This window comes from Micromonospora sp. NBC_00362 (assembly GCF_026342155.1).
Taxonomy (GTDB): Bacteria; Actinomycetota; Actinomycetes; order Mycobacteriales; family Micromonosporaceae; genus Micromonospora; species Micromonospora hortensis.
Genome location: NZ_JAPENH010000001.1, coordinates 2,651,145 through 2,670,992, shown reverse-complemented (window position 1 = coordinate 2,670,992; position 19,848 = coordinate 2,651,145). Strand labels below are relative to the sequence as shown.

Here is a 19,848-nt window from a genome sequence, read left to right as displayed (position 1 = left end):
CAGCCTTCGCCAACGACGCAGATCCCCATCGACGAATCAGACTTCGTCATCGGATCGGCCCCGCGCTCCGCGCCCCGCGCTCCGCGCCCCGCGCTCCGCGCCCCGCGCTCCGCGCCCCGCGCTCCGCGCCCCGCGCTCCGCGCCCCGCGCTCCGCGCCCCGCGCTCCGCGCCCCGCGCTCCGCGCCCCGCGCTCCGCGCTCCGCGCTCCGCGCCCCGCGCTCCGCGCCCCGCGCTCCGCGCCCCGCGCTCCGCGCCCCGCGCTCCGCGCTCCGCGCTCCGCGCTCCGCGCCCGGCACCCGGCCTGGTGGATGAATCGTTTACAGCATCAGCTCCAAAGGGCCCAGAACACACACCCACCCACCACCCACCGACACCCGCGCCGCCGCTGCGGGCAGTACCGCCGCCCTCGGCTGTGCCGCCGGTTCCGCGCGCTGTCGCCCCGGTAGAGGCGACGTAGTGGGGCTGGCAGGGTAGATCTTGGACACTTTCCGTTCCGCGCTGACGGGAAGTGTCCAAGATTGCCCGCTGTGGCGGGTGAAGCTGCCGGGGTCGCGCCGCGCGGGACTAGCAGTTGATCTCTTTCGTCACGGGAGATCTACGGGCTCGGCGGCCAGTCGGGCAGCTCGCATGGTCAGGTAGAGCTGCTCGGGGCGGCTGCTCGTGCGGGCGGCGGCGACGCGGTAGTCGACGATCGCCCGGGCCTGGTCACCGGCCATCTCGTGCAGGTGGGCGCGGGCGGCGGTCAGCCGGTGGTGTCCGGCCAACTGCGGGTCGTGGGCCAACGCGTCGAGGGCGGCCAGGCCGGCGGCTGGTCCGTGCACCATGGCCGTCGCCACGGCCCGGTTGAGGGCCACCACCGGGCTGCCGACCAGGCGTTCCAGCACCTCGTAGAGCGCCAGGATCTGCGACCAGTCGGTCTGCTCGGTGCTTGGTGCCTCGTCGTGCAGGGCGGCGATGGCGGCCTGTATCTGGTACGGACCGACCGGCCCGCGTGGCAGGGCTCGGGTGAGCAGTGCGACGCCCTCGGCGATCGCCGTCGCGTCCCAGCGGCTGCGGTCCTGATCGGCCAGTGAGATCAGCTCACCGGAGGGCCCGGTCCGTGCCGGCCCGCGTGCCTCGGTGAGCAGCATCAACGCCAGCAGTCCGGCCGATTCGCTGTCGTTCGGCAGCAGCGTGTGCAGCGCGCGGGTCAGCCGGATCGCCTCCGCCGCGAGGTCGACGCGGCGCAGGTCCGGGCCGGTGGTGCTGGTGTGCCCCTCGGTGAAGACCAGGTAGAGCACCTGTCGTACGGCGACCAACCGGTCCGCCCGCTCCGCCGGCTCGGGCATCCGGAACGGCAGCCCGGACGCCCGGATGCGCTGCTTGGCCCGGCTGATCCGCTGCGCCATCGTCGCCTCGGGTACCAGGAACGCGCGGGCGATCTCGGCGGTGCTCAACCCACCGACGGCGCGCAGGGTCAGTGCCACCGCCGCCGTCGGTACGAGCGCCGGGTGGCAGCAGAGGAAGAGCAGGACCAGCGTGTCGTCCCGCTCGGCGGTCAACTCCTCGTCCGGGGCCGACGCGTACCGCTGGTCGTCCGGATCCTGGCGGGCGACCAGGTCCTCCCGGCGGCGTCTGGCCTGCTCACCGCGGACCAGCTCGATCATCCGCCGGTAGCCGACCTGGATCAGCCAGCCACGGGGGTTCGCCGGTAGCCCCTCGGTCGGCCACTGGGTGGCGGCGCCCAGCAGTGCCTCCTGCACCGCGTCCTCCGCTGTGGCGAAGTCACCGAAGCGACGGCTGAGCACGCCGAGGACCTGCGGCGCCAACTCGCGCAGCAGGTCCTCGATGCGGGGATCGGTGTTCAGCCCTCACAGCTCCTGTGCCGGGGCGGACATCACCGGGTGCACCTCGATCGGCATGTTCAGCGGTCGGCCGCCGGGGCCGGGCGCCGTGGAGATCTGCGCGGCCAGCTCCACGGCCCGCTGCGGGCTCTCGCAGTCGACGATCCAGAAGCCGGCCAGGAACTCCTTCGTCTCGGCGAACGGCCCCTCGGTGACCACCGGCGCCCCGCCCTCACCGGCCCGGACGATCCGGGCCTGCTGCGGGCCGCCGAGGCCCTGCCCGTCGACCCACTCGCCGGCGGCGGTGAGCTTGGCGTTGACCTCGCCCATGAACGCGACGTGCGCCCGGACCTCGTCCTGGGTCCAGGTGTCGATGCTCGGGAAGTCGGTCCCGGTGGTGCTGAACTGCATCAGCAGCATGTACTTCATGGTTGGCTCCTCACGCCTGCGCACCGTCCTCGGTGCCCTCACAGTGAGGTAGAAGCAGGCCCGGCCGTTCTCGACACCCCGGCCGAGGATTCTCCAGAATCTTTTCAGTCGACGGCGTCGACCTCCAGCACCAGGCTCTGCTCCGGGTGCAGCGAGGGCAGCTGCACACCCACGCGGGCCAGCGCCGCCCCGCTGAGGGTGAGACCACCCGCCAGCCAGGTGGGCGGGGACAGGTCGATGCTCGCCGGGGCCGGTACGCCCGACACCGATCGCACCCGGTACCGCCGGCCCGGGTCGAGGCCGGGCAGCCGCACCGCGCCGGGCACCTGCGTCACCGAGGTGGCCAGCCGGGCCACCGCGTACACCGCTCGGGTGTTGTCGTGATCGACCACGCCGTGCGCCCAGACGGCCGGGTCCGGGTGGTCGACCCGGACCACCCGACCAGCGTGCAGCAGCGGGCGAAGCCGCTTGTGCAGCGCCACCCAGGCGGCCAGCTCGGTCTGCTCGGCGGCGCTGATCGACGCGATGTCCCACTCGATGCCGTGGTGGCCGAAGAGCGCCGTCGCCGCCCGGAAACCCAGGTCGTGTACGCGGTTGGTGGTGTGCGAGCGCTCCGGACCGACGTGGGTGCCGATCAGCTCCGGTGGCAGCAACAGCCCCGTCCAGCGCTGGATGCTGAGCCGCTCCAGGGCGTCGTTGCAGTCGCTGGCCCAGACCCGGTCGGTGCGCGCCAGGATGGCCAGGTCCACCCGGGCCCCGCCGGACGAGCAGCTCTCGATCTCCACACCCGGGTGCCGACCGCGCAGCTCGTCGAACAGCCGGTAGACCGCCACTGTCTGCCCATGCACCCCGGGGCGGCCATGGTGTCCGGCCTCGGTGAGGTCGCGGTTCTGGTCCCACTTGAGGTACCGGATGCCGGGGTGGTCGGTGAGCAGCGTGTCGAGACGTTCCAGCACGTAGTCGTACGCCTCGGGGCGGCCCAGGTCGAGCACCTGCTGGTGACGCCAGGCCGGCGGTAGCCGCCCCGGCACGGCGAGCACCCAGTCGGGGTGCGCGCGGAACACGTCCGAGTCGGGGTTGACCATCTCCGGCTCGACCCAGAGGCCGAACTGGAGGCCCTGGCCGGTGACGTGCTCGATCAGCGGTTGCAGGCCGTCCGGCCAGACGCCGTCGTCGACGTACCAGTCGCCGAGCCCGGCGGTGTCGTCGCGCCGGCCCCGGAACCAGCCGTCGTCGAGCACGAACCGCTCCACGCCGATCTGCGCGGCCCGGTCGGCGAGCGCCCGCAGCCGGTCCAGGTCGTGGTCGAAGTAGACCGCCTCCCAGACGTTGAGGGTCACCGGGCGGGGGGAGCGCGGGTGCCCGGGGCGGGCCCGGAGGTGGGTGTGCAGCGCGTCGCTGAGCCCGTCCAGCCCGGCGTCGGACCAGACCGCGTAGAGCAGCGGGGTCTCGTACGACTCGCCGGGGCCGAGCCGGATCTCGCCGGGGGCCAGCAGCTCGCCGCCACCGAGGGTCGACTCGCCGGTGGGCCGACGTTCGGCGAAGGTGACGTGGTCGCCGCTCCACGCGGTGTGCACCGCCCAGACCTCGCCGTGGCCGAACCCGAAACCGGTGGTGCCGGCCACCAGCAGCAGAGTGGCGTCGTGCCCGGTGCGGCCGTGCCGGCCCTCACGGACCCAGGCGCCGTGCTGCCACGGGTGCCGCTGCGGGGACCGTTCCCGACACCATCGGCCGGTCAGGTCGAGCAGCTCGGTGGCGACCGCCGGCACCGGCAGCACCGGCGTCAGCTCCCGCAGCTCGTACGCGCTGTCGCCGTCGTTGCGCAGGCGGTGCCGAACGGTCAGCAGGCCGTACGGGTCGAGCGTGATCTCGATGGTCACTGTCAGCGCGGCGGCCGGGTCCGACGCCCGGACGGTCACCCGCGCCGGACCGTCGGCGGGCTGGTCGACGTCGAGACCGTCCAACCGGAACGCCGTGGACCAGTCGGCCCCGTCGCGGTGCCCGGCCAGGCCGGGCCGTCCACTCCAGCCGGCGCTCGCCTCCGGCAGCACTGACAGCACTGTCGGCTCGTCGAAGCTGCTCGGCACCACCGGCGGTACTGTCGCGTCGGTGAGCTGGCGCAGGCCGTCGTCGTCGAGGTCGCCGACGTCGCCACCCCAGTGCACGACCCGGGGCAGCCCCGGGCCGCGCGCGTCGAGCACCAGGCTGGTCCGCGCGCGGCGCAGGTGCAGGATGGTCATCCTTTGGAGGCTCCCAAGGTCAGGCCCCGAACGAAGTGCCGCTGGAGCATAAAGAAGATCACCAGGGTGGGGATCGCGACGAGCACGCTGCCCGCCGAGACCAGGTTGTTGTCGGTGAAGAACTCACCGCGCAGGTTGTTGAGCGAACTGGTCACCGGGAACTTGTCACCGGTACGCATGAGGACGGTGGCCCAGAAGAACTCGTTGTAGATCCAGGTCACCTCCAACGTCGCCAGCGCGGCCAGGGCCGGCCGGCACAGCGGCATGGTGACCTGCCAGTACTGTCGCCAGATGCTCGCCCCGTCGACCATCGCCGCCTCGTACAGGTCACGGGGCAGCGCCTTCATGTAGTTGCTGAGCACGAAGACACAGAAGCCGCACTGGAAGGCCACGTTGATCAGGATCAGGCCCCAGTAGCTGTCGTAGAGCAGCTCCGAGTCACTCATGAACTCCGGCAGCGGTACCTCGGTGAACAGCCGGAACAGCGGGATGAGCAGCGCCTGCTGGGGCAGCAGGTTGGCCGCTGTGAAGATCCCGAGCAGGACGAGGTTGAGCTTCCAACTGAACCGGGCGATGACGAACGCCACGCAGGAGGCGAGGAAGAGGGTCAGCAGCACCGCCGGCACGGTGATGTACACCGAGTTGAGGAAGTGCTGCCCGAACTCCGCCGTCCGCCAGGCGGTGACGTAGTTGTCGAAGGTCCAGCCGCCGAACGAGACGTAGCCGTTCGCTGCGGTGTAGTCGTACGAGCGCAGGGAGGTCAGCACCGCCCAGGCGATCGGGAAGAGCCAGGCCAGCGAGACGACGATGAGGAAGCCGTGCAGCAGGATCCGTAACGGGGTCAGCTTGCGCCGACGAACCGGAGTGTCCACCCTCATTCCCGGTTCTCCCTCATCACGGTCGCCAGGTAGATGGTGATGAAGACCAGCGAGACGACCAGCATGATCGTTGCCAGTGCCGAGCCGAAGCCGATCCGGCTCGCCTCACCCACCACGTTCTGGGTGACCAGCGCGGAGATCAGCTCCAGCCCGTTGCGGCCCTTGTTGACCACCCAGACCAGGTCGAACGCGCGCAGCGACTCGATCACTGTCACCACCAGCACGATGATGTTGATGGGCCGCATGACCGGGAACACGACCCGGAAGAACGCCCGGCTCTCCGAGGCGCCGTCGACCGCGGCGGCCTCGCGCAGCGACGGATCGACGCCCTTCAGGCCGGCCAGGTAGAGCAGCATGATGTACCCGACGTGTCGCCACCCGGAGGCGACCATCACCGCCCAGATGTTGACGTTCGAGTCGCCGTACCAGTCGATGCTGCTGCCGAAGACGGCGTTGATCAGCCCTTGGTCCCGGGAGTAGAGCAGCTGCCAGACGAAGCCGATCAGCGCCAGCGAGAGCACCACCGGCAGGTAGAGCGCGGTCTGGTAGAAGCGGCTGCCGCGCAACTCCTTGTCTAACAGCACGGCCAGGAACATGCCGAACGGGGTGGCGACCACGAACAGCGCCGCCAGCCAGAGCAGGTTGTGCTGGACCGCCGGCACGAACGGCGGGTAGATGTTCACCACGTCGCTGTAGTTGCGAGCGCCGACGAACTCGATCTCGTTGAGGGGGCCGATGCCGTCCCAGTTGGTGCCGGAGAGCAGCACGGTGGCCGCCGCCGGCATCCAGACGAACCCGGTGACGAGCAGCAGCGGGACGAGCACCATCAGCGTGATGACCACGCGGTCGGTGCGGGACAGGAGCCGTAGCCGCCGACGACGACCACCGGTGGAGGTGGTCGTGGCCGGCGGCGGCACGGCGCGATCCGCTTGGATCAGGGGCAGGTCGGACACGATGTCCTCCCCCTTCCGCCGTCAGTCAGTGAAGATCGACTTCTTCTGGTTCTCGATGGACGAGGTCAGGCCGTCGATGTCCTTGGGGCTCTTGATGAACTGCTGGATCGCCGGGATCATCACCGTGGAGGCGAAGTCCGGCCGGGTGTCCCGGTCGAGGAACTGGGCGATCTCGGTGGCCGACCCGACCAGTTCGGCGGCCTTCTTCTGCAGGGCGGTGTAGCCGCTGACGTCCGCGCTGGTGTTGGCGACCAGGGTGGCCGGGTCGTTCTTGACGGTGATGTCGCCGGCGTCCTTGCCGCCGAAGTACTCCAGCAGCTTGCGCGCGTTGTCCTCGTTCTTGGGCTTGCGGGCCATCATGTAGCCGTCGATCGGAGCGTCCAGCGCCTTGGCGCCGATGGCCGGGTCGATCTCGGGGAAGGTGAAGAAGTCGAGGTCGCTCTGCTCCTCGTTGCTGAACTGCTGACCGACGAAGAGGCCGAGCATGTACATGCCGCTCTTCTTTTGCTGCAACGACTGCGCGGCCTCCTGCCAGGTGCGGCCGAGGCTGTCTGGCTGGTGCAGGGGGAGTAGGCCGGCCCAGGTGTCGAAGACCTTCTTGACCTTGTCGGAGGTCCAGGCTTCCTTGCCGGCCATCAGGTCGACGTGGAACTGGTAGCCGTTGATGCGCAGGTTGAGGATGTCGAAGGTGCCCATCGCCGGCCAGCCGTCCTTGTCGGCGAAGGCGATGGGGATGAGGCCGTCCCTCTTCATCTGCGCGCCGAGAGCGGTGAGCTGGTCCAGGGTGGTGGGCACCTGGTAGCCGTACTGCTGCCAGACCGACTTGCGGTAGAACATCGCCCAGGGGTAGTAGGACGCCGGTACGAAGTACTGTTTGCCGTCGTCGCCGGTGGATGCCTTCTTGAAGGCGTCGGAGTAGCCGGAGAGCTTGCTCCACACGTCGCTGATGTCGCTGGCCAGGCCCTTTTGCGCGAAGAAGCGCATCCGGTAGCCGGCGAACCAGGTGAACACGTCGTCCGGTTTGCCCTGCAGGTAATTGTTGATGTTCTCCTGGAACGTGTTGTGGTCGACCGTATTGACCGCCACCTGCACGCCGGACGAGGTCTTGAAGCCGTCGGTGACCTTGACCAGGACGTCCTTCGGCTTCGGGTCCGACTGGTTCGAGCCGAGCGACACGTCCTTGCTGGACCCCCCGGAGCCGGAGTCGTCGCCGCAGCCGGCGAGCAGGCCGGTGCCGAGCAGCGCGCCCGTACCGGCCGCGCCGGCCAGCAACGATCGTCGGTTGATGCCGGCGACTGAGGGCGGTACGAGCCGAGCCAGGTACTCGGCTTGGGATTGGGGACGGGACATCTGTGCCTCCTGCGAATGAGAAGGAGCTACGCCCAAGGGCCTCAGGGGTGGTGAAGGCAGGTCCAGCGTCGTGATCACACATTGAGATCCACCGAGAATCCACATTGGCGAACACGAACGGCCATTGGGGCCTCAAGCTACCCTGCGGTCGGGCGCTGTCAAGAGGGCAGTTCGCCTCTGATAACCCAGTCGTGACACGGCCGTTACCTGGTAAACGTTGGAAAGAAGCGCGATGTTGGAACCTGTTGACTTTCGCGGTCCGGCGGGTGCACCCTCAGCTGTCATGCGGCGATGGCAGGGTGACAGCATCTATTTCGGCGGCGACTACAACCCCGAGCAGTGGCCCGAGGAAACCTGGTCCGAGGACGTCGACCTGATGCGCCAGGCCGGGGTCAACCTGGTCTCCGTCGGCATCTTCTCCTGGGCGTTGCTGGAACCCACCCCGGGGCGGTTCGAGTTCGGTTGGCTGGACCGGGTGTTGGACCTGCTGCACGACGGCGGCATCCAGGTCGACCTGGCCACCGCCACTGCCAGCCCACCGCCGTGGTTGGCCCGCGCGCACCCGGAGATGCTGCCCCGCCGGGCCGACGGCACGATCCTCTGGCCGGGTGGACGACAGGCGTACTGCCCCAGCTCACCGGTGTTCCGCAAGCGGTCGCTGGAGCTGGTGCGCGCGGTCGCCAGCCGGTACGCCGAGCACCCCGCCGTGGTCATGTGGCACGTCTCCAATGAGCTGGGCTGCCACAACGCGCACTGCTACTGCGACGTCAGCGCCGAGGCGTTCCGTGGCTGGCTGCGGGAGCGCTACGGCGACCTGGACCGGCTCAACGACGCCTGGGGCACCGCGTTCTGGAGTCAGCGCTACGGCGACTGGGCCGAGATCAACCCGCCGCGCACCGTGACGGCCTTCGCCAACCCCACCCAGCAGCTCGACTTCCTGCGCTTCTCCTCCGACGAGCTGCGCGCCCAACTGCGCGCCGAGCGCGAGGTCCTGAAGGCGCTGGTCCACCAGCCGATCACCACCAACTTCATGATCGGCATGGACGTCAAGCACATGGACTACCAGTCCTGGGCCGACGATGTGGACCTGGTCTCCAACGATCACTACCTGACCGCGGCCGACCCGCAGGCGCACCTCGGTCTGTCGCTCGCCGCCGACCACACTCGGGGCGTCGCCGGCGGCGATCCGTGGCTGCTGATGGAGCACTCCACCAGCGCCGTCCAATGGCAGCCGCGCAACGTGGCCAAGCTGCCCGGTCAACTGCGCCGCAACAGCCTCGCGCACGTCGCCCGCGGCGCCGACGGGGTGCTCTTCTTCCAGTGGCGTGCCTCCCGTGCCGGCGCGGAGAAGTTCCACTCCGCGCTGGTGCCGCACGCCGGGCCGGACACCAAGGTGTTCCGCGAGATCTGCCAGCTCGGCGCGGACCTCAAGGCCCTCGCGGAGGTACGCGGCAGCCGGGTGGACGCCGACGTGGCGATCCTGTTCGACTGGGAGGCGTGGTGGGGTGTCGAGTTGGATTCGCACCCCAGCGTCGACGTCACCTACGCCGACCGACTGAACGCCCTGTACGGCTCGCTCTGGCGGGCCGGCGTGACCGCCGACGTCGTCCACCCGTCGACCGACCTCAGCGGCTACCGGCTGGTCCTCGTGCCGACCCTCTACCTGGTCCGGGACGACGACGTCGCCGCGCTGCACCGGTACGTCGAGGCCGGTGGCACGGCGGCGGTCACCTACTTCAGCGGCATCGTCGACGCCGACGACCACATCCGGCTGGGCGGCTACCCGGGCGCGTTCCGGGAGTTGCTCGGCGTTCGGACCGAGGAGTTCTTCCCGCTGCGCGAGGGCGAGCAGGTCCACCTCGACGACGGCAGCGCCGCCGACGTGTGGACCGAGTGGGTGCACGCCGACGGCGCCGAGGTGCTCGCGTCGTACACCGATGGGCCCCTGCCGGGCGTGCCGGCACTCACCCGGCACCCTGTGGGCGACGGCGCCGCCTGGTATGTCGGCACCCGGCTGGACGAGCCGGCCACCGACCGACTGGTGGCCCGGCTGCTCGCCGAGGCCGACGTTCGCCCGGCGGCGTCGGCGCCGTCCGGGGTGGAGGTGGTCCGCCGCCGTGACGGCGACCGGACCTGGCTGTTCGCGATCAACCACACCGACACCGAGGTACGCCTGCCGGCGCGCGGCGTCGAACTGTTGACCGGAGGACACTGCGCCGGTGAGCTGGCACTGCCGGCCGGTGAGGTGGCGGTGGTCCGTGAGGATCGGACCTGATTCTGACGACGGTCACGGCGCGAAGGAGGTTCCCCACATGCTCGCCCAGCAGCGGCAGACCGCCATCCTCGATCTGATCCGCCAACGCGGCGGGGTGCGGGTGAGTCATCTGGTCAGCCGATTCGGCGTGTCCGACATGACGATCCGGCGCGACCTGGAGGTGTTGGCCGAACGCGGCCTGGTCGACAAGGTGCACGGCGGCGCGACCCTCGCCGGGCCCGGTTCGGCCGAGGAACCCGGCTTCGCCGCGAAGTCGATCCGCCAGCAGGCGGAGAAGCGGGCCATCGCCGTTCGGGCCGCGACGATGGTCGAGCCGGGGATGGCCATCGCGCTCTCCGCCGGCACCACCACCGCCGCGCTGGCCACGCTGCTCTCCGACGTACGCGGGCTGACCGTCGTGACCAACTCGATCCCGGTGGCCGACGCGCTCTACCAGAACCCGCGCGCCGACCAGACCGTCGTGTTGACAGGTGGCATCCGCACCCCGTCGGACGCGTTGACCGGGCCGGTGGCCGAGGCGGCGATCAGCGCGCTCAACGTCGACCTGCTGTTCCTCGGTGTGCACGGCCTCAGCCCACGGACCGGGTTCACCACGCCCAACCTGCTGGAGGCCGGCGTCAACCGCTGCCTCATCGGCGCGGCCCGCAGGCTCGTGGTGCTCGCCGACCACACCAAGTGGGAGACGATAGGCATCGCCACCATCGCCCCGCTGGAGGCCGCCGACGTGCTGATCACCGACCGTGGGCTGCCGCCGGAGGCACGCACCACGATCGGTGAACAGGTCGGCGAACTGGTAATCGTGGAACCCGACTGAGCGCCCCCGCGCCCCCGCGCCCCGCGCGCCCCCGCGCCCCGCGCGCCCCCGCGCCCCGCGCGCCCCCGCGCCCCGCGCGCCCCCGCGCCCCGCGCGCCCCCGCGCCCCGCGCGTCCCCGCGCGCCCCGCGCGCCCCCGCGCCCCGCGCGTCCCCGCGCGCCCCGCGCTCCCTGCGGCGATCTTGCGGTTTCGGTTGCCGAGATGCGTGGATCGCCCCTTAAGTCGGGACAGAAAGTGCAAGATCGCGGAAGGCTGCGGTTCGGAGGGTCGAACGTCTGAATCGTTTGCGACATCAGCTCCAAAGGCTGTTCGACGGACACCCGCCCTTCCGCTGACCCAGAACGGGGAGAGGACAAGCTGGGCTGGAAGGGCCGCCGACGTCGACGAGCCCGGGTGCCGGCGCGGCACGACGACGCTGGCGCTTCACAGCCATCTCACAGGGGTGCTGGATAGGGTGCCGTTCGAGTCAACGTCCGACTCCAGCCTGGAGCGGTCGGCGTCGCACAGGAGTTCCGATGGTCTTCAAGAAGATGTTGAGCGCGTTCGGTGTGGGCGGTCCCAGCGTGGACACCGTGCTGACCAACCCCAACACCCGGCCCGGCCTGACCCTCGACGGGCAGGTCAACCTCGTTGGCGGTGACGCTGAGGCAGCCATCGAGCAGGTGGTGATCGGCCTGGTCACCCGGGTCGAGGTCGAGGGACACGACACCGAGTACGCGGGCACCATGGAGTTCCACCGCATGGCGGTCAGCGGGTCGCTCGTGCTCGCCCCGAAGCAGCAGCTCTCGATCCCGTTCCAGTTGCCGGTGCCGTGGGAGACCCCGATCACCGACGTGTACGGCCAGCGCCTGCACGGTATGACGATGGGTCTGCGCACCGAGCTGGCGATCGCCCGCGCTGTCGACAAGAGCGACCTGGACCAGGTGGCGGTGCACCCGCTGCCGGTGCACGAGCGGATCCTGGAGGCGTTCCAGCGGCTCGGCTTCCGGTTCAAGCACGCCGACCTGGAGCGTGGTCACATCCGGGGCGTGCAGCAGACGCTGCCGTTCTACCAGGAGATCGAGTTCTTCGCCTCCCCGCAGTACGCGAGCACCATCCGGGAGGTCGAGCTGACCTTCGTGACCAGCCAGCGCGGTGTGGAGGTCATCCTGGAGTGCGACAAGCGCGGCGGGTTCCTCAGCGCCGGGCACGACGCGTTCGGTCGCTACCAGGTGTCGCACACCGACATTGACCGGGTGGACTGGGCGCAGGTCGTCGACGGCTGGCTGCGCGAAACCACCTCCCGCTATGGCAGCCTGCGCTCCCAGTACGGCCCGAGCCACGGCCACGGTCACAGCCGTGGGCACGGCATGGGCGGCATGGTGGCCGGCGCCGCGCTGGGTGTCGCCGGCGGCATGATCGCCGGCGAGATGATCGAGGAATCGTTCGAGGGCGATTTCGGCGACTTCGGTGGCGACGAGTAACCGCTACAGACACCACAGTGGCCTCCGGGAGGATCTCCCGGAGGCCACTGTGCACTGTCAACGTCAGTGTCGGGCCTTGCGCTCCTCGCCGCTGCGCCAGTTGCTGCCAGCCTTCGAGAGGCCACGGCTACCGAGGTAGCCAAGCGTCAGCAGGGTGATCAGGAACCAGGCGTTGTCGGCCCGGAAGATGTCCACCCCAGCGGAGTTCTTACCGACGACCTGCGACGCGCCCAGTACGGCGGCCACCGCGATCAGGTAGATCCAGAACTCGGTGGTCTTGAACGCCTGCTTGGTCTCCGTACCGGGTGCCTGCATGTCGTTGCGGCGCCCGTCATGCATGACCGGCATCTGCTGGGTCTGCATGTCCCGCATCGACGCGGGGTTCTGCGGGTCGTTCATGGGCCGGTTCATCGGCCGGGTGGAAGCAGCCTGCGTGCTCATCTGGTCCTCCTCAGGATGCGATGAGTCGTACCTGCATTCCCTCGCCCCGCTACCGCGTTTCGGCCACGGCACGGTTCGCTTTCGTGGCGGGGACAACCCCCGACTACCCGAGGCCCGGCAGCAGGTAACACCGATCGCCGGCCGGAAAAGTCCGGCCGGCGATCGGGTGGTCGACGGGTCAGCGCAGGCCGTTGCGGGTCGCCACGCTCACCAGAAGGTCCGGGTCGTCGGTGATGATGCCGTCGACGCCCAGGTCGATGACCCGCTGCATGACCGTCGCGTCATCCACGGTGTACGGGATCACCTTCAGGTCGTACCGCGTCTGCAGGGTCCGAACGTCCGGTCCGTGGAAGTACGCCGGGTTCTCCCGCAGGTACCAGTCGGTCGAGGCGACAGTGCCCTGCTTCGGGTCGTGCACCTGCCAGTTGGCGGAGACCGTGCCAGCGCCCGCGGCCCGGGTCAGCTTGCCCAGGTCCTGGTACTTCCACCAGTCCAGTCCACCGGTCCACGGGCTCTTCACCGACGGGTTGCCGTAGACCGCCTCGAGCGAGCACTCGTCGGCGAGGGTCGCGCACTCGGCCGGACCGTACTGCCAGACCAGGCCGACAGTGCCGATCCGCCGGTCGAGCTGCCGGGCGTACGTGATGGTGCGCCAGTCGAACGACTGGATGGTGGCCCGGCTGGTGAAGCCGGCCCGCTGGATCGCGTCGACGAGCTTGCGGGTGAAGCTGCGGTACGGCTCGGTGTCGTTCACCACCGGGCTGATCTTCGTCTCGATGTTCATTCCGATGTCGGTGCGGCCACTCGCCTTCACCAGGGCGAAGACCTCGTCCAGCGTCGGGATCCGGGCACCGGGCGCGGGCACCTGGGCGGGCAGCTCGGGCAGCGTCTTCGTGCCGCAGTCAACGGTCTTGAGCTGCGCCAGTGTCAACTCGTGCACCGACTTGCCCACGTACGGGAACTTCCGGTCTCCCGGGCGCACCGGGGCGGTGTCGACGCAGTGCGACTCGTTCACTGTGCGGTCGTGCAGCACCACCAGCTTGCCGTCGGCGGTCACGTTGGTGTCCAGCTCCAGGGTGGAGATGGCCCGGTTGGACAGCGCGTTCGCGAACGCCGGCAGGGTGTTCTCCGGTCGGGTGGCCCGACCGCCCCGGTGTGCCTGGATGTCGAACGGCGCTGCGTACGCCTTCGGCAGCCGGTAACCGCGCTGCGCCAGCAGTCCGCGCAACCGGTCCGGGTAGTCGGTGATCATGCCGTCCACACCGTCGTCGATCAGCTTGGTCATGGTCGGCACGTCGTCGACCGTCCACGGGATCACCTTCATCCCGTAGCGGTGCGCCCGGGCGACCATCTCCTTCGTGACGTACGGCTTGTAGCCCGGGTCGGTGACAGTGCCGTTCTGCGGCATCCCGTGCACCGGCGAGAAGGCGCTCGCGCCGAAGCTGCGGATCGCCGTGATCGGGTCGCCGCCGAAGTCGTCGATGTCCAGCCCGCCCAGCCACGGCGACTTACCCGGCTGCCCGGTCTGCAGGAAGTCGTAGTTGGTCAGGGCGACCAGCGGCAGCTTCGGCTCGACCTGACGCATGCGCATCAGCGCGCCCCAGTCGAAGCTCTGGATGGTGACCTGCTTGAGCAGCCCGGCGGCGCGGATCTCGGCCGCGGTGACCCGGACGAACTGCTCGCGGGGGGCGGTCTCGGTCGGCGCGCCAGCCTCGACCTTGGTCTCGACGTTGAGCTTCACGTCCTTCGCCCGGTAGCGGTTGACCAGCGCGAAGACCTCACGCAGCAGCGGCATCCGGGCACCGGGGACGGCGAGCTGGCCGGGCTTGTCCGACAGCGTCTTGGAGCCGCAGTCGAGCGAGCGCACCTGGGCCAGGCTGAGCGTGTTGATGTACTTCCCGACGTAGGGGAACTCCGGGTCGCCGGGCGTCACCGGTGTGGTGTCGACGCACTTGGTGCCGGTGACCTTGCGGTCGTGGGTGACGACGGCCTGGCCGTCCTCGGTGATCTGCACGTCCAGTTCGAGGGTGCTCACCCCGAGCTGGAGGGCGTTGCCGAAGGAGGCGAGGGTGTTCTCCACCCGCAGCCCGAGGCCACCCCGGTGGGCCTGCACGTCGAATGTCCGGTCCGGTCGTGGCTTCGCCTGGGCGGGCACCGCGAGCCCGGTCGTCACCGTCGCGGCCACCAGGGCCGCGACGGCGGTACGGCGTACTGTGCGCACGCTGTCATCCCCTCCTGCCGGCGGGCATCTCCCACCGGTCGCGGGACAGCATGGACATCTCGGGCTGCGGGAAGACGGCCAGCGGGCGGCGTGCCGGTGAACCGCCGTGGACGACCTCCCGGTCACGCCGGGTTTGGTCGGCCGGTGGCCGGGCACGCAGTCAGTTCCACAGCTTCTGCGAGGTGATGGACGTGCGTGAGGACGACATGCGGCAGGATGCCGCCCGCGAGGCCGAGGATCGGATCGCCGGTGGCGTGTACGGCAAGGGCGCCCTCGACGAGGTGACTGTGCCCCGCACCGATGTGGAGAGTCAGATTCAGCGCGATGACCCGTTCGACCCGGCGAAGGAACGGATCGACCCACAGGTGCTGCGCGACGGCGGCCCCGTCGGCGGGCAGGGCGCGGTGACCACCACCGGTGGCACCGCCGGGCCGGCGAGCGTACGCCGGGTGGCGCGACAGCCGGAGCGACACCCGGGCAAGGTAGCGCCGACCACCACCGGTGATGCCACCACCGGCGGCCTCAGCACCCCGATGGGCGGCGGCACCAGCGACCAGTCCACGTCGGCAACCGGCCCCGCGAAGTCCATCAGAGACACATCCAACGACTGACCCCACCCGCCGTCCCCGCCGAGCGACAACTCGGTGGGGACGGCGGGTTTCGTGGTCAGCTCGCCGGGCGGAGGACGCCTAGGCGTTGGGTGGCGCGCGTCAGGGCTACGTACAGGTCGCTGCGTCCGCGTGGGGACTCGGCCACCATCCGGTCTGGGTCTACCACCAGCACCGAGTCGAACTCCAACCCCTTGGCCTGCGCGACGGTCAACACCACCACCCGGCTCTCCAGCTCCGGATGCTCGCCGACGGCGGCCTCGGGCAGGGCGGCGGTCACCGCCGCACCCAACTCGCCGACTCGGCCGGCCGGCACGAGCACCCCGAGCCGCCCCTCGGTCAGCCCGGCCGCCTCCCGGGTGGCCTCGGCGACCAACTCCGCCGCCAACCGGCCGTCGGGCACCGTCCGGTCCCACGGCGGTACGCCGCTCTCCCGCACCGAGCGCGGCGGCCGCAGTGCCGGGTCGATGTCGGCCAGCACCTCGGCGGCGACCGCCATGATCTCGGCGGGAGTGCGGTAGCTGACAGTCAGCTCGGTGAGCCGCCACCGCTGCTCGACGTACGGGGCGAGCGCGTCCGCCCAGGACGGGGTGCCGCTCAGGGCGCCGGTCTGTGCCACATCCCCGACGATCGTCATCGACCGGCTCGGGCAGCGGCGCATCAGCAGTCGCCAGGCCATCGGCGAGAGCTCCTGCGCCTCGTCCACGATCACGTGGCCGAACGCCCAGGTGCGGTCGGCGGCGGCCCGCTGCGCGGTGGTCAGCCGGTCGGCCTCCTCCTGCCGCTCCAACAGCCGATCCGCGTCGATCAGGTCGGTCACGCCGAGGATCTCACCGCCCTCGGCCTCGTCCTCGACGTCGATCGAGCGGGAACCCCTGGCGATCTCCAGCACGCCCTCGGCGTACTCCCGTTCCATCATCCGGATGCGGTCCCGCCGGGCGGCGGCGGCGCGTTCGTCCTCGCCGAGCAGTTCGGCGGCCTCGTCGAGCAGCGGCACGTCGGCCGGCGTCCAGCCACCGCGCTCGCGCCGCAGCAGCGCCCGCTCGTCCTCGCTGAGCATCGGCGCGGCGGCGGCGATCCGGTCCGGGTCGGCGTACAGGTCGGCGAGCAGCCGCTGCGGGGTGAGCACCGGCCACAGCCGGTCCAGGGCGGCCTGGATCTCCGTCTCCTCGCGCAGCTCGCGGCGGATCTCGGCCCGGTCCGCCTCGTCGAGGAGGTTGTCCCCGCCGAGCGGGTCGGCGCCGATCCGCTCGGCCACCTGGTCGGCGAGCGCGTGCACGATCTCCACGTCGAACAGCGCGCGGGACAGGTTGTGCGGTCGGTCGGCGCGGCGAACCCGGTCCCGGGCGGCACGGACGATCTCCGGGTCGAGGGTGAGCGTCTCCCGCTCGACCTCGATCTCCAGCGGCTCGTCCGGCACCCACTGCCGGTCCCTCACGGCCAGCGCCAACACCTCCGCCAGCACCGCCCGGCCCTTGAGCGCGGCGGTCTCGGCCGGCTCGCTCCGTTGGGCGCTCACCCCGGGAAAGAGATCACCCTGGGTACGCAGCAGCACGCCGGTCTCGGCCAGGGTCGGCAGCACCTGGGAGATGTAGCGCAGGAACGTCGCGTTCGGGCCGACCAGCAGCACGCCACGGCTGGAGAGTTCCCGGCGGTGCGTGTAGAGCAGGTACGCCGCCCGGTGCAGCGCGACAGCGGTCTTGCCGGTGCCGGGCCCGCCCTGGACCACCATCACGCCCGGGAGTTCAGCGCGGATGACCTCGTCCTGCTCGGCCTGGATGGTCTCGACGATGTCGCGCATCCGGCCGGTGCGGCCCGCGTTGAGCGCGGCGAGCAGCGACGCCTCACCGGTCAGCTCCTCGTGGGCGCCGGGGGAGGCGCTGTCGATGTCGAGCACCTCGTCGTTGAGCCCGGTCACCTTCCGCTGCCGGGTACGCAGGTGCCGGCGACGGCGTACGCCCTGCGGGTTCGCGGCGGTGGCGAGGTAGAACGGGCGGGCGGCGGGCGCCCGCCAGTCCATCAACAGCGGATCGTAGTCACCACTGGTGTCGAAGATGCCGATCCGGCCGATGTAGTGGCGGGAGTCGTCGTCGCCGTCGAGACGGCCGAAGCAGAGCCCGTTCTCCACGGCGGAGAACTGTTCGACCTGATCGGCGTACATAGCTACCGAGCTGTCGCGCTGCGAGCGGTCCTGGAGCGTGCCGCCGGTGTTGTGCAGCTCGGCGGTGAGCCGGTGGGCAGCCTGTTCACGCAGTTGGTCCAGCCGGTTGTAGAGCATCGAGACGTACTCCTGCTCGCGACCGATCTCGTCGTCGAGCGGCAATTCGCCGGAACCGCCGGAGTGCCTTGACAAGCCGTCTCCCTAAAGATTAGAATCCTTTGCAGGAACGGCTTTTAGCCGTTCTTTTTTGTGCCTTCGAACTGTTGAAGATAGCGCGTTCCGCCGGTTCTCACCAAGCCGTGCGGTCCGGCGCGCCGGTGATCGCGAGGTGGCGGCGGATGATCCTGCGGACCGGGCAACGGGTGGTCTTCATCGGGGACAGCATCACCGATTGTGGTCGACGCGACGTCGCCGCGCCCTACGGCAGCGGATATGTGAGTCTCGTGCGCGCCCTGGTCGACGCCCGGCACCCGGAGCTGGAGTTGGAGTGGGTCAACCGGGGTGTGGGCGGCGACACCGTGCGGGACCTGGCCGCCCGCTGGGAGGACGACGCCATCGCCGAGCGCCCCGACTGGCTCGCGGTGATGATCGGCATCAACGACATCTGGCGGCACTACGGTGACCGGCCGGATGAGGCCGTCGGCATCGAGGAGTACGAGCGCACCCTGCGTGACCTGCTCCGTCGGGCGGTCGACGCCACCGGCTGCCGACTGATCCTCGGTGACCCGTTCTTCATCGAGCCCGACCGGAGCGTCCCGCAACGCGCCGACACGGACCGGTACGCGGCGGTCGTGGCGGTGCTGGCCACCGAGTTCGACGCGGTGCACGTGCCCAACCAGGCGGCGTTCGACCGGGTGCTGGCGGTGAGTCCGGCGACGCGTTGGGCCGACGACCGGGTCCACCCGTACCTGCCCGGCCACGCGGTCCTCGCCGACGCGTACCTCAACGCCCTCGGCGTCTCCTGACCTCGGCCTGACCCACAGCGAAGCGCCGGGCCGACCGTCAGGTCGACCCGGCGCGAACATCGCGGAGATCAGCCGCGCGCGGCCTGGTAGAGCCGCTCCGGCGTCACCGCTCCGGCGAGCACGCGGCCGTCGTCGGTGAGCAGCACGCTGAACAGCTTGCTGGTGAGGAGCCGACCGCTGCCCCAGTCACCACTGACCGCCGGCAGCCCGCCGAGCAGCTTCGACATGTCCAGGTCCGGCTCGGCGCCGGCCGGGGGAGCGGCCGGCTTCGCGGCGGGCTTCCGGCCCGCATCGGCCCCGTCGAGGCGGCCAACCAGCACTGTCGTCCAGCCCTCGCCCACGGCGCGGACCTGCGGGTCACTCGCCGGCTCGACGTGACCGGGCTTGCCCATCGGGCGCTCGGCCTTTTCCTCGTCGACGGTCACGCCGGGCGGCGGGTTGAAGCGGAACTGGTCGGCGTCCGGGCGGCGGTAGTCGACCTGGGTGAAGGCCACCTCGAACGCCGGCCGGTCGCTGCCCTTCGCGAGCACCTCGAAGCGCAGCGGCACGTGCTGCTTGGCGTCGATGGCGATCCGCAGTTGGTGCACCAGGGACTCCTGGTCGCGCGGCTGGAGCACCAACTCGTACGCGTCCTGGCCGGCCACGGTGGCCGACCGGCCCACGCTGACCTCGGTGCTCGGGTCGATCGCGCCCAACGCCAGGTCGGCGGCCTGCTGCGGGGTGGCTGGCAGGCTCGCTGCCGGTTCGGGGGCGGGCTTCCAGGCCCCGGCGTCGCCGCCCAGTGTGCGGTGGGTGGCGGTGTTGCTGCGGCTCTGCCACGTCCACAGGTCCCGGCCGTTGCGGATGATGTCCTGCTCGCCCAGCGTGTCCATCAGCGCGACACGCTGCTGGTCCGGCCCCGAGTACCAGACCCGCAGGGTGTGGGTGCCGGTCAGCAGGGTGGTCAGCTCGTTGCCGGGTACCAGCCCGACGAGGGGCGGCAGGCCGAGGTCGGCGCGTTGCACGACGGTCCCGGACAACCCCTCCAGCCGGGATGTCTGCAGGTCGACCAGGAGCTGAGCGGCGGTTCGGGGCGGCAGGCTCGGCTCGGCCTCGGCGGCGAACGTGCCGATTGCCGCGCCACCGCCGATGACGGTGACGGCCGCGGCGGCCGGAACCAGCCAACGAAGGACGGGACGGCTTCTCAGGACGGACATGGTGGCACCTCCTGCGGCCATCTTGCCTCG

General features: G+C 70.5%; 15 protein-coding genes. 5 read left to right on the top strand and 10 right to left on the bottom strand.

All coding sequences use genetic code 11. From position 1 onward, the window contains the following. Positions 1-585 precede the first annotated feature (585 nt). The 6 genes from OG992_RS12115 to OG992_RS12090 form a co-directional block, all read right to left on the bottom strand. On the bottom strand, positions 586-1,848 hold the full coding sequence (locus OG992_RS12115; protein ID WP_266305193.1) for an RNA polymerase sigma factor: 1,263 nt from the start codon (positions 1,846-1,848) through the stop codon (positions 586-588). 3 nt (positions 1,849-1,851) lie between these two features. Further along, positions 1,852-2,253, bottom strand: coding sequence for a YciI family protein (locus OG992_RS12110; protein WP_266303277.1), 402 nt, complete (start codon positions 2,251-2,253; stop codon positions 1,852-1,854). Between the two features lie 104 nt (positions 2,254-2,357). After that, complete coding sequence (locus OG992_RS12105; protein ID WP_266303276.1) at positions 2,358-4,493, bottom strand: alpha-galactosidase; 2,136 nt, start codon at positions 4,491-4,493, stop codon at positions 2,358-2,360. Continuing rightward, the gene (locus OG992_RS12100) at positions 4,490-5,371 is read right to left on the bottom strand and encodes a carbohydrate ABC transporter permease (protein WP_266303275.1); all 882 of its coding nucleotides are present in this window, start codon (positions 5,369-5,371) and stop codon (positions 4,490-4,492) included. Before OG992_RS12100 ends, OG992_RS12105 begins: the two co-directional genes overlap by 4 nt. Continuing rightward, a complete protein-coding gene (locus OG992_RS12095) occupies positions 5,368-6,324 on the bottom strand; it encodes a carbohydrate ABC transporter permease (RefSeq protein WP_238686595.1) in 957 nt (318 codons plus the stop codon). Before OG992_RS12095 ends, OG992_RS12100 begins: the two co-directional genes overlap by 4 nt. 21 nt (positions 6,325-6,345) lie before the next feature. Continuing rightward, a complete protein-coding gene (locus OG992_RS12090; protein ID WP_238686594.1) occupies positions 6,346-7,674 on the bottom strand; it encodes an ABC transporter substrate-binding protein in 1,329 nt (442 codons plus the stop codon). 283 nt (positions 7,675-7,957) lie between these two features. Here OG992_RS12090 and OG992_RS12085 point away from each other — a divergent pair, with 283 nt between their 5' ends. The 3 genes from OG992_RS12085 (at position 7,958) to OG992_RS12075 (ending at position 12,226) form a co-directional block, all read left to right on the top strand. After that, positions 7,958-9,949, top strand: coding sequence for a beta-galactosidase (locus OG992_RS12085; protein WP_266303274.1), 1,992 nt, complete (start codon positions 7,958-7,960; stop codon positions 9,947-9,949). A gap of 37 nt (positions 9,950-9,986) precedes the next feature. Continuing rightward, complete coding sequence (locus OG992_RS12080) at positions 9,987-10,763, top strand: DeoR/GlpR family DNA-binding transcription regulator (protein WP_266303273.1); 777 nt, start codon at positions 9,987-9,989, stop codon at positions 10,761-10,763. A gap of 515 nt (positions 10,764-11,278) precedes the next feature. Then, entirely contained in the window at positions 11,279-12,226 is a 948-nt protein-coding gene (locus OG992_RS12075; RefSeq protein WP_266303272.1) for a sporulation protein, read from the top strand. A 63-nt stretch (positions 12,227-12,289) separates the two neighbouring features. On the opposite strand, the gene OG992_RS12070 is transcribed toward OG992_RS12075, so the two are convergent. Together OG992_RS12070 and OG992_RS12065 are read right to left on the bottom strand one after the other, a co-directional pair. Continuing rightward, on the bottom strand, positions 12,290-12,667 hold the full coding sequence (locus OG992_RS12070; RefSeq protein ID WP_266303271.1) for a hypothetical protein: 378 nt from the start codon (positions 12,665-12,667) through the stop codon (positions 12,290-12,292). Between the two features lie 178 nt (positions 12,668-12,845). Next, on the bottom strand, positions 12,846-14,888 hold the full coding sequence (locus OG992_RS12065; RefSeq protein ID WP_266303270.1) for a glycerophosphodiester phosphodiesterase family protein: 2,043 nt from the start codon (positions 14,886-14,888) through the stop codon (positions 12,846-12,848). Positions 14,889-15,079: 191 nt separating this feature from the next. Between OG992_RS12065 and OG992_RS12060 the strand changes: the two genes are divergently transcribed. Beyond that, positions 15,080-15,499, top strand: coding sequence for a hypothetical protein (locus OG992_RS12060; protein WP_238686588.1), 420 nt, complete (start codon positions 15,080-15,082; stop codon positions 15,497-15,499). A gap of 55 nt (positions 15,500-15,554) precedes the next feature. Here OG992_RS12060 and OG992_RS12055 read toward each other — a convergent pair whose 3' ends face one another. Next, on the bottom strand, positions 15,555-17,849 hold the full coding sequence (locus tag OG992_RS12055; protein WP_238686587.1) for an ATP-binding domain-containing protein: 2,295 nt from the start codon (positions 17,847-17,849) through the stop codon (positions 15,555-15,557). A gap of 146 nt (positions 17,850-17,995) precedes the next feature. On the opposite strand from OG992_RS12055, the gene OG992_RS12050 reads away from it, so the two are divergent. Then, on the top strand, positions 17,996-18,622 hold the full coding sequence (locus OG992_RS12050; protein ID WP_238686586.1) for an SGNH/GDSL hydrolase family protein: 627 nt from the start codon (positions 17,996-17,998) through the stop codon (positions 18,620-18,622). 68 nt (positions 18,623-18,690) lie between these two features. Here the strand turns inward: OG992_RS12050 and OG992_RS12045 are convergent, their stop codons facing one another. Beyond that, positions 18,691-19,818 (bottom strand): sigma-E factor regulatory protein RseB domain-containing protein, encoded by a 1,128-nt coding sequence (locus OG992_RS12045; RefSeq protein ID WP_266303269.1) that lies wholly within the window; start codon positions 19,816-19,818, stop codon positions 18,691-18,693. Between the last annotated feature and the right edge of the window lie 30 nt (positions 19,819-19,848).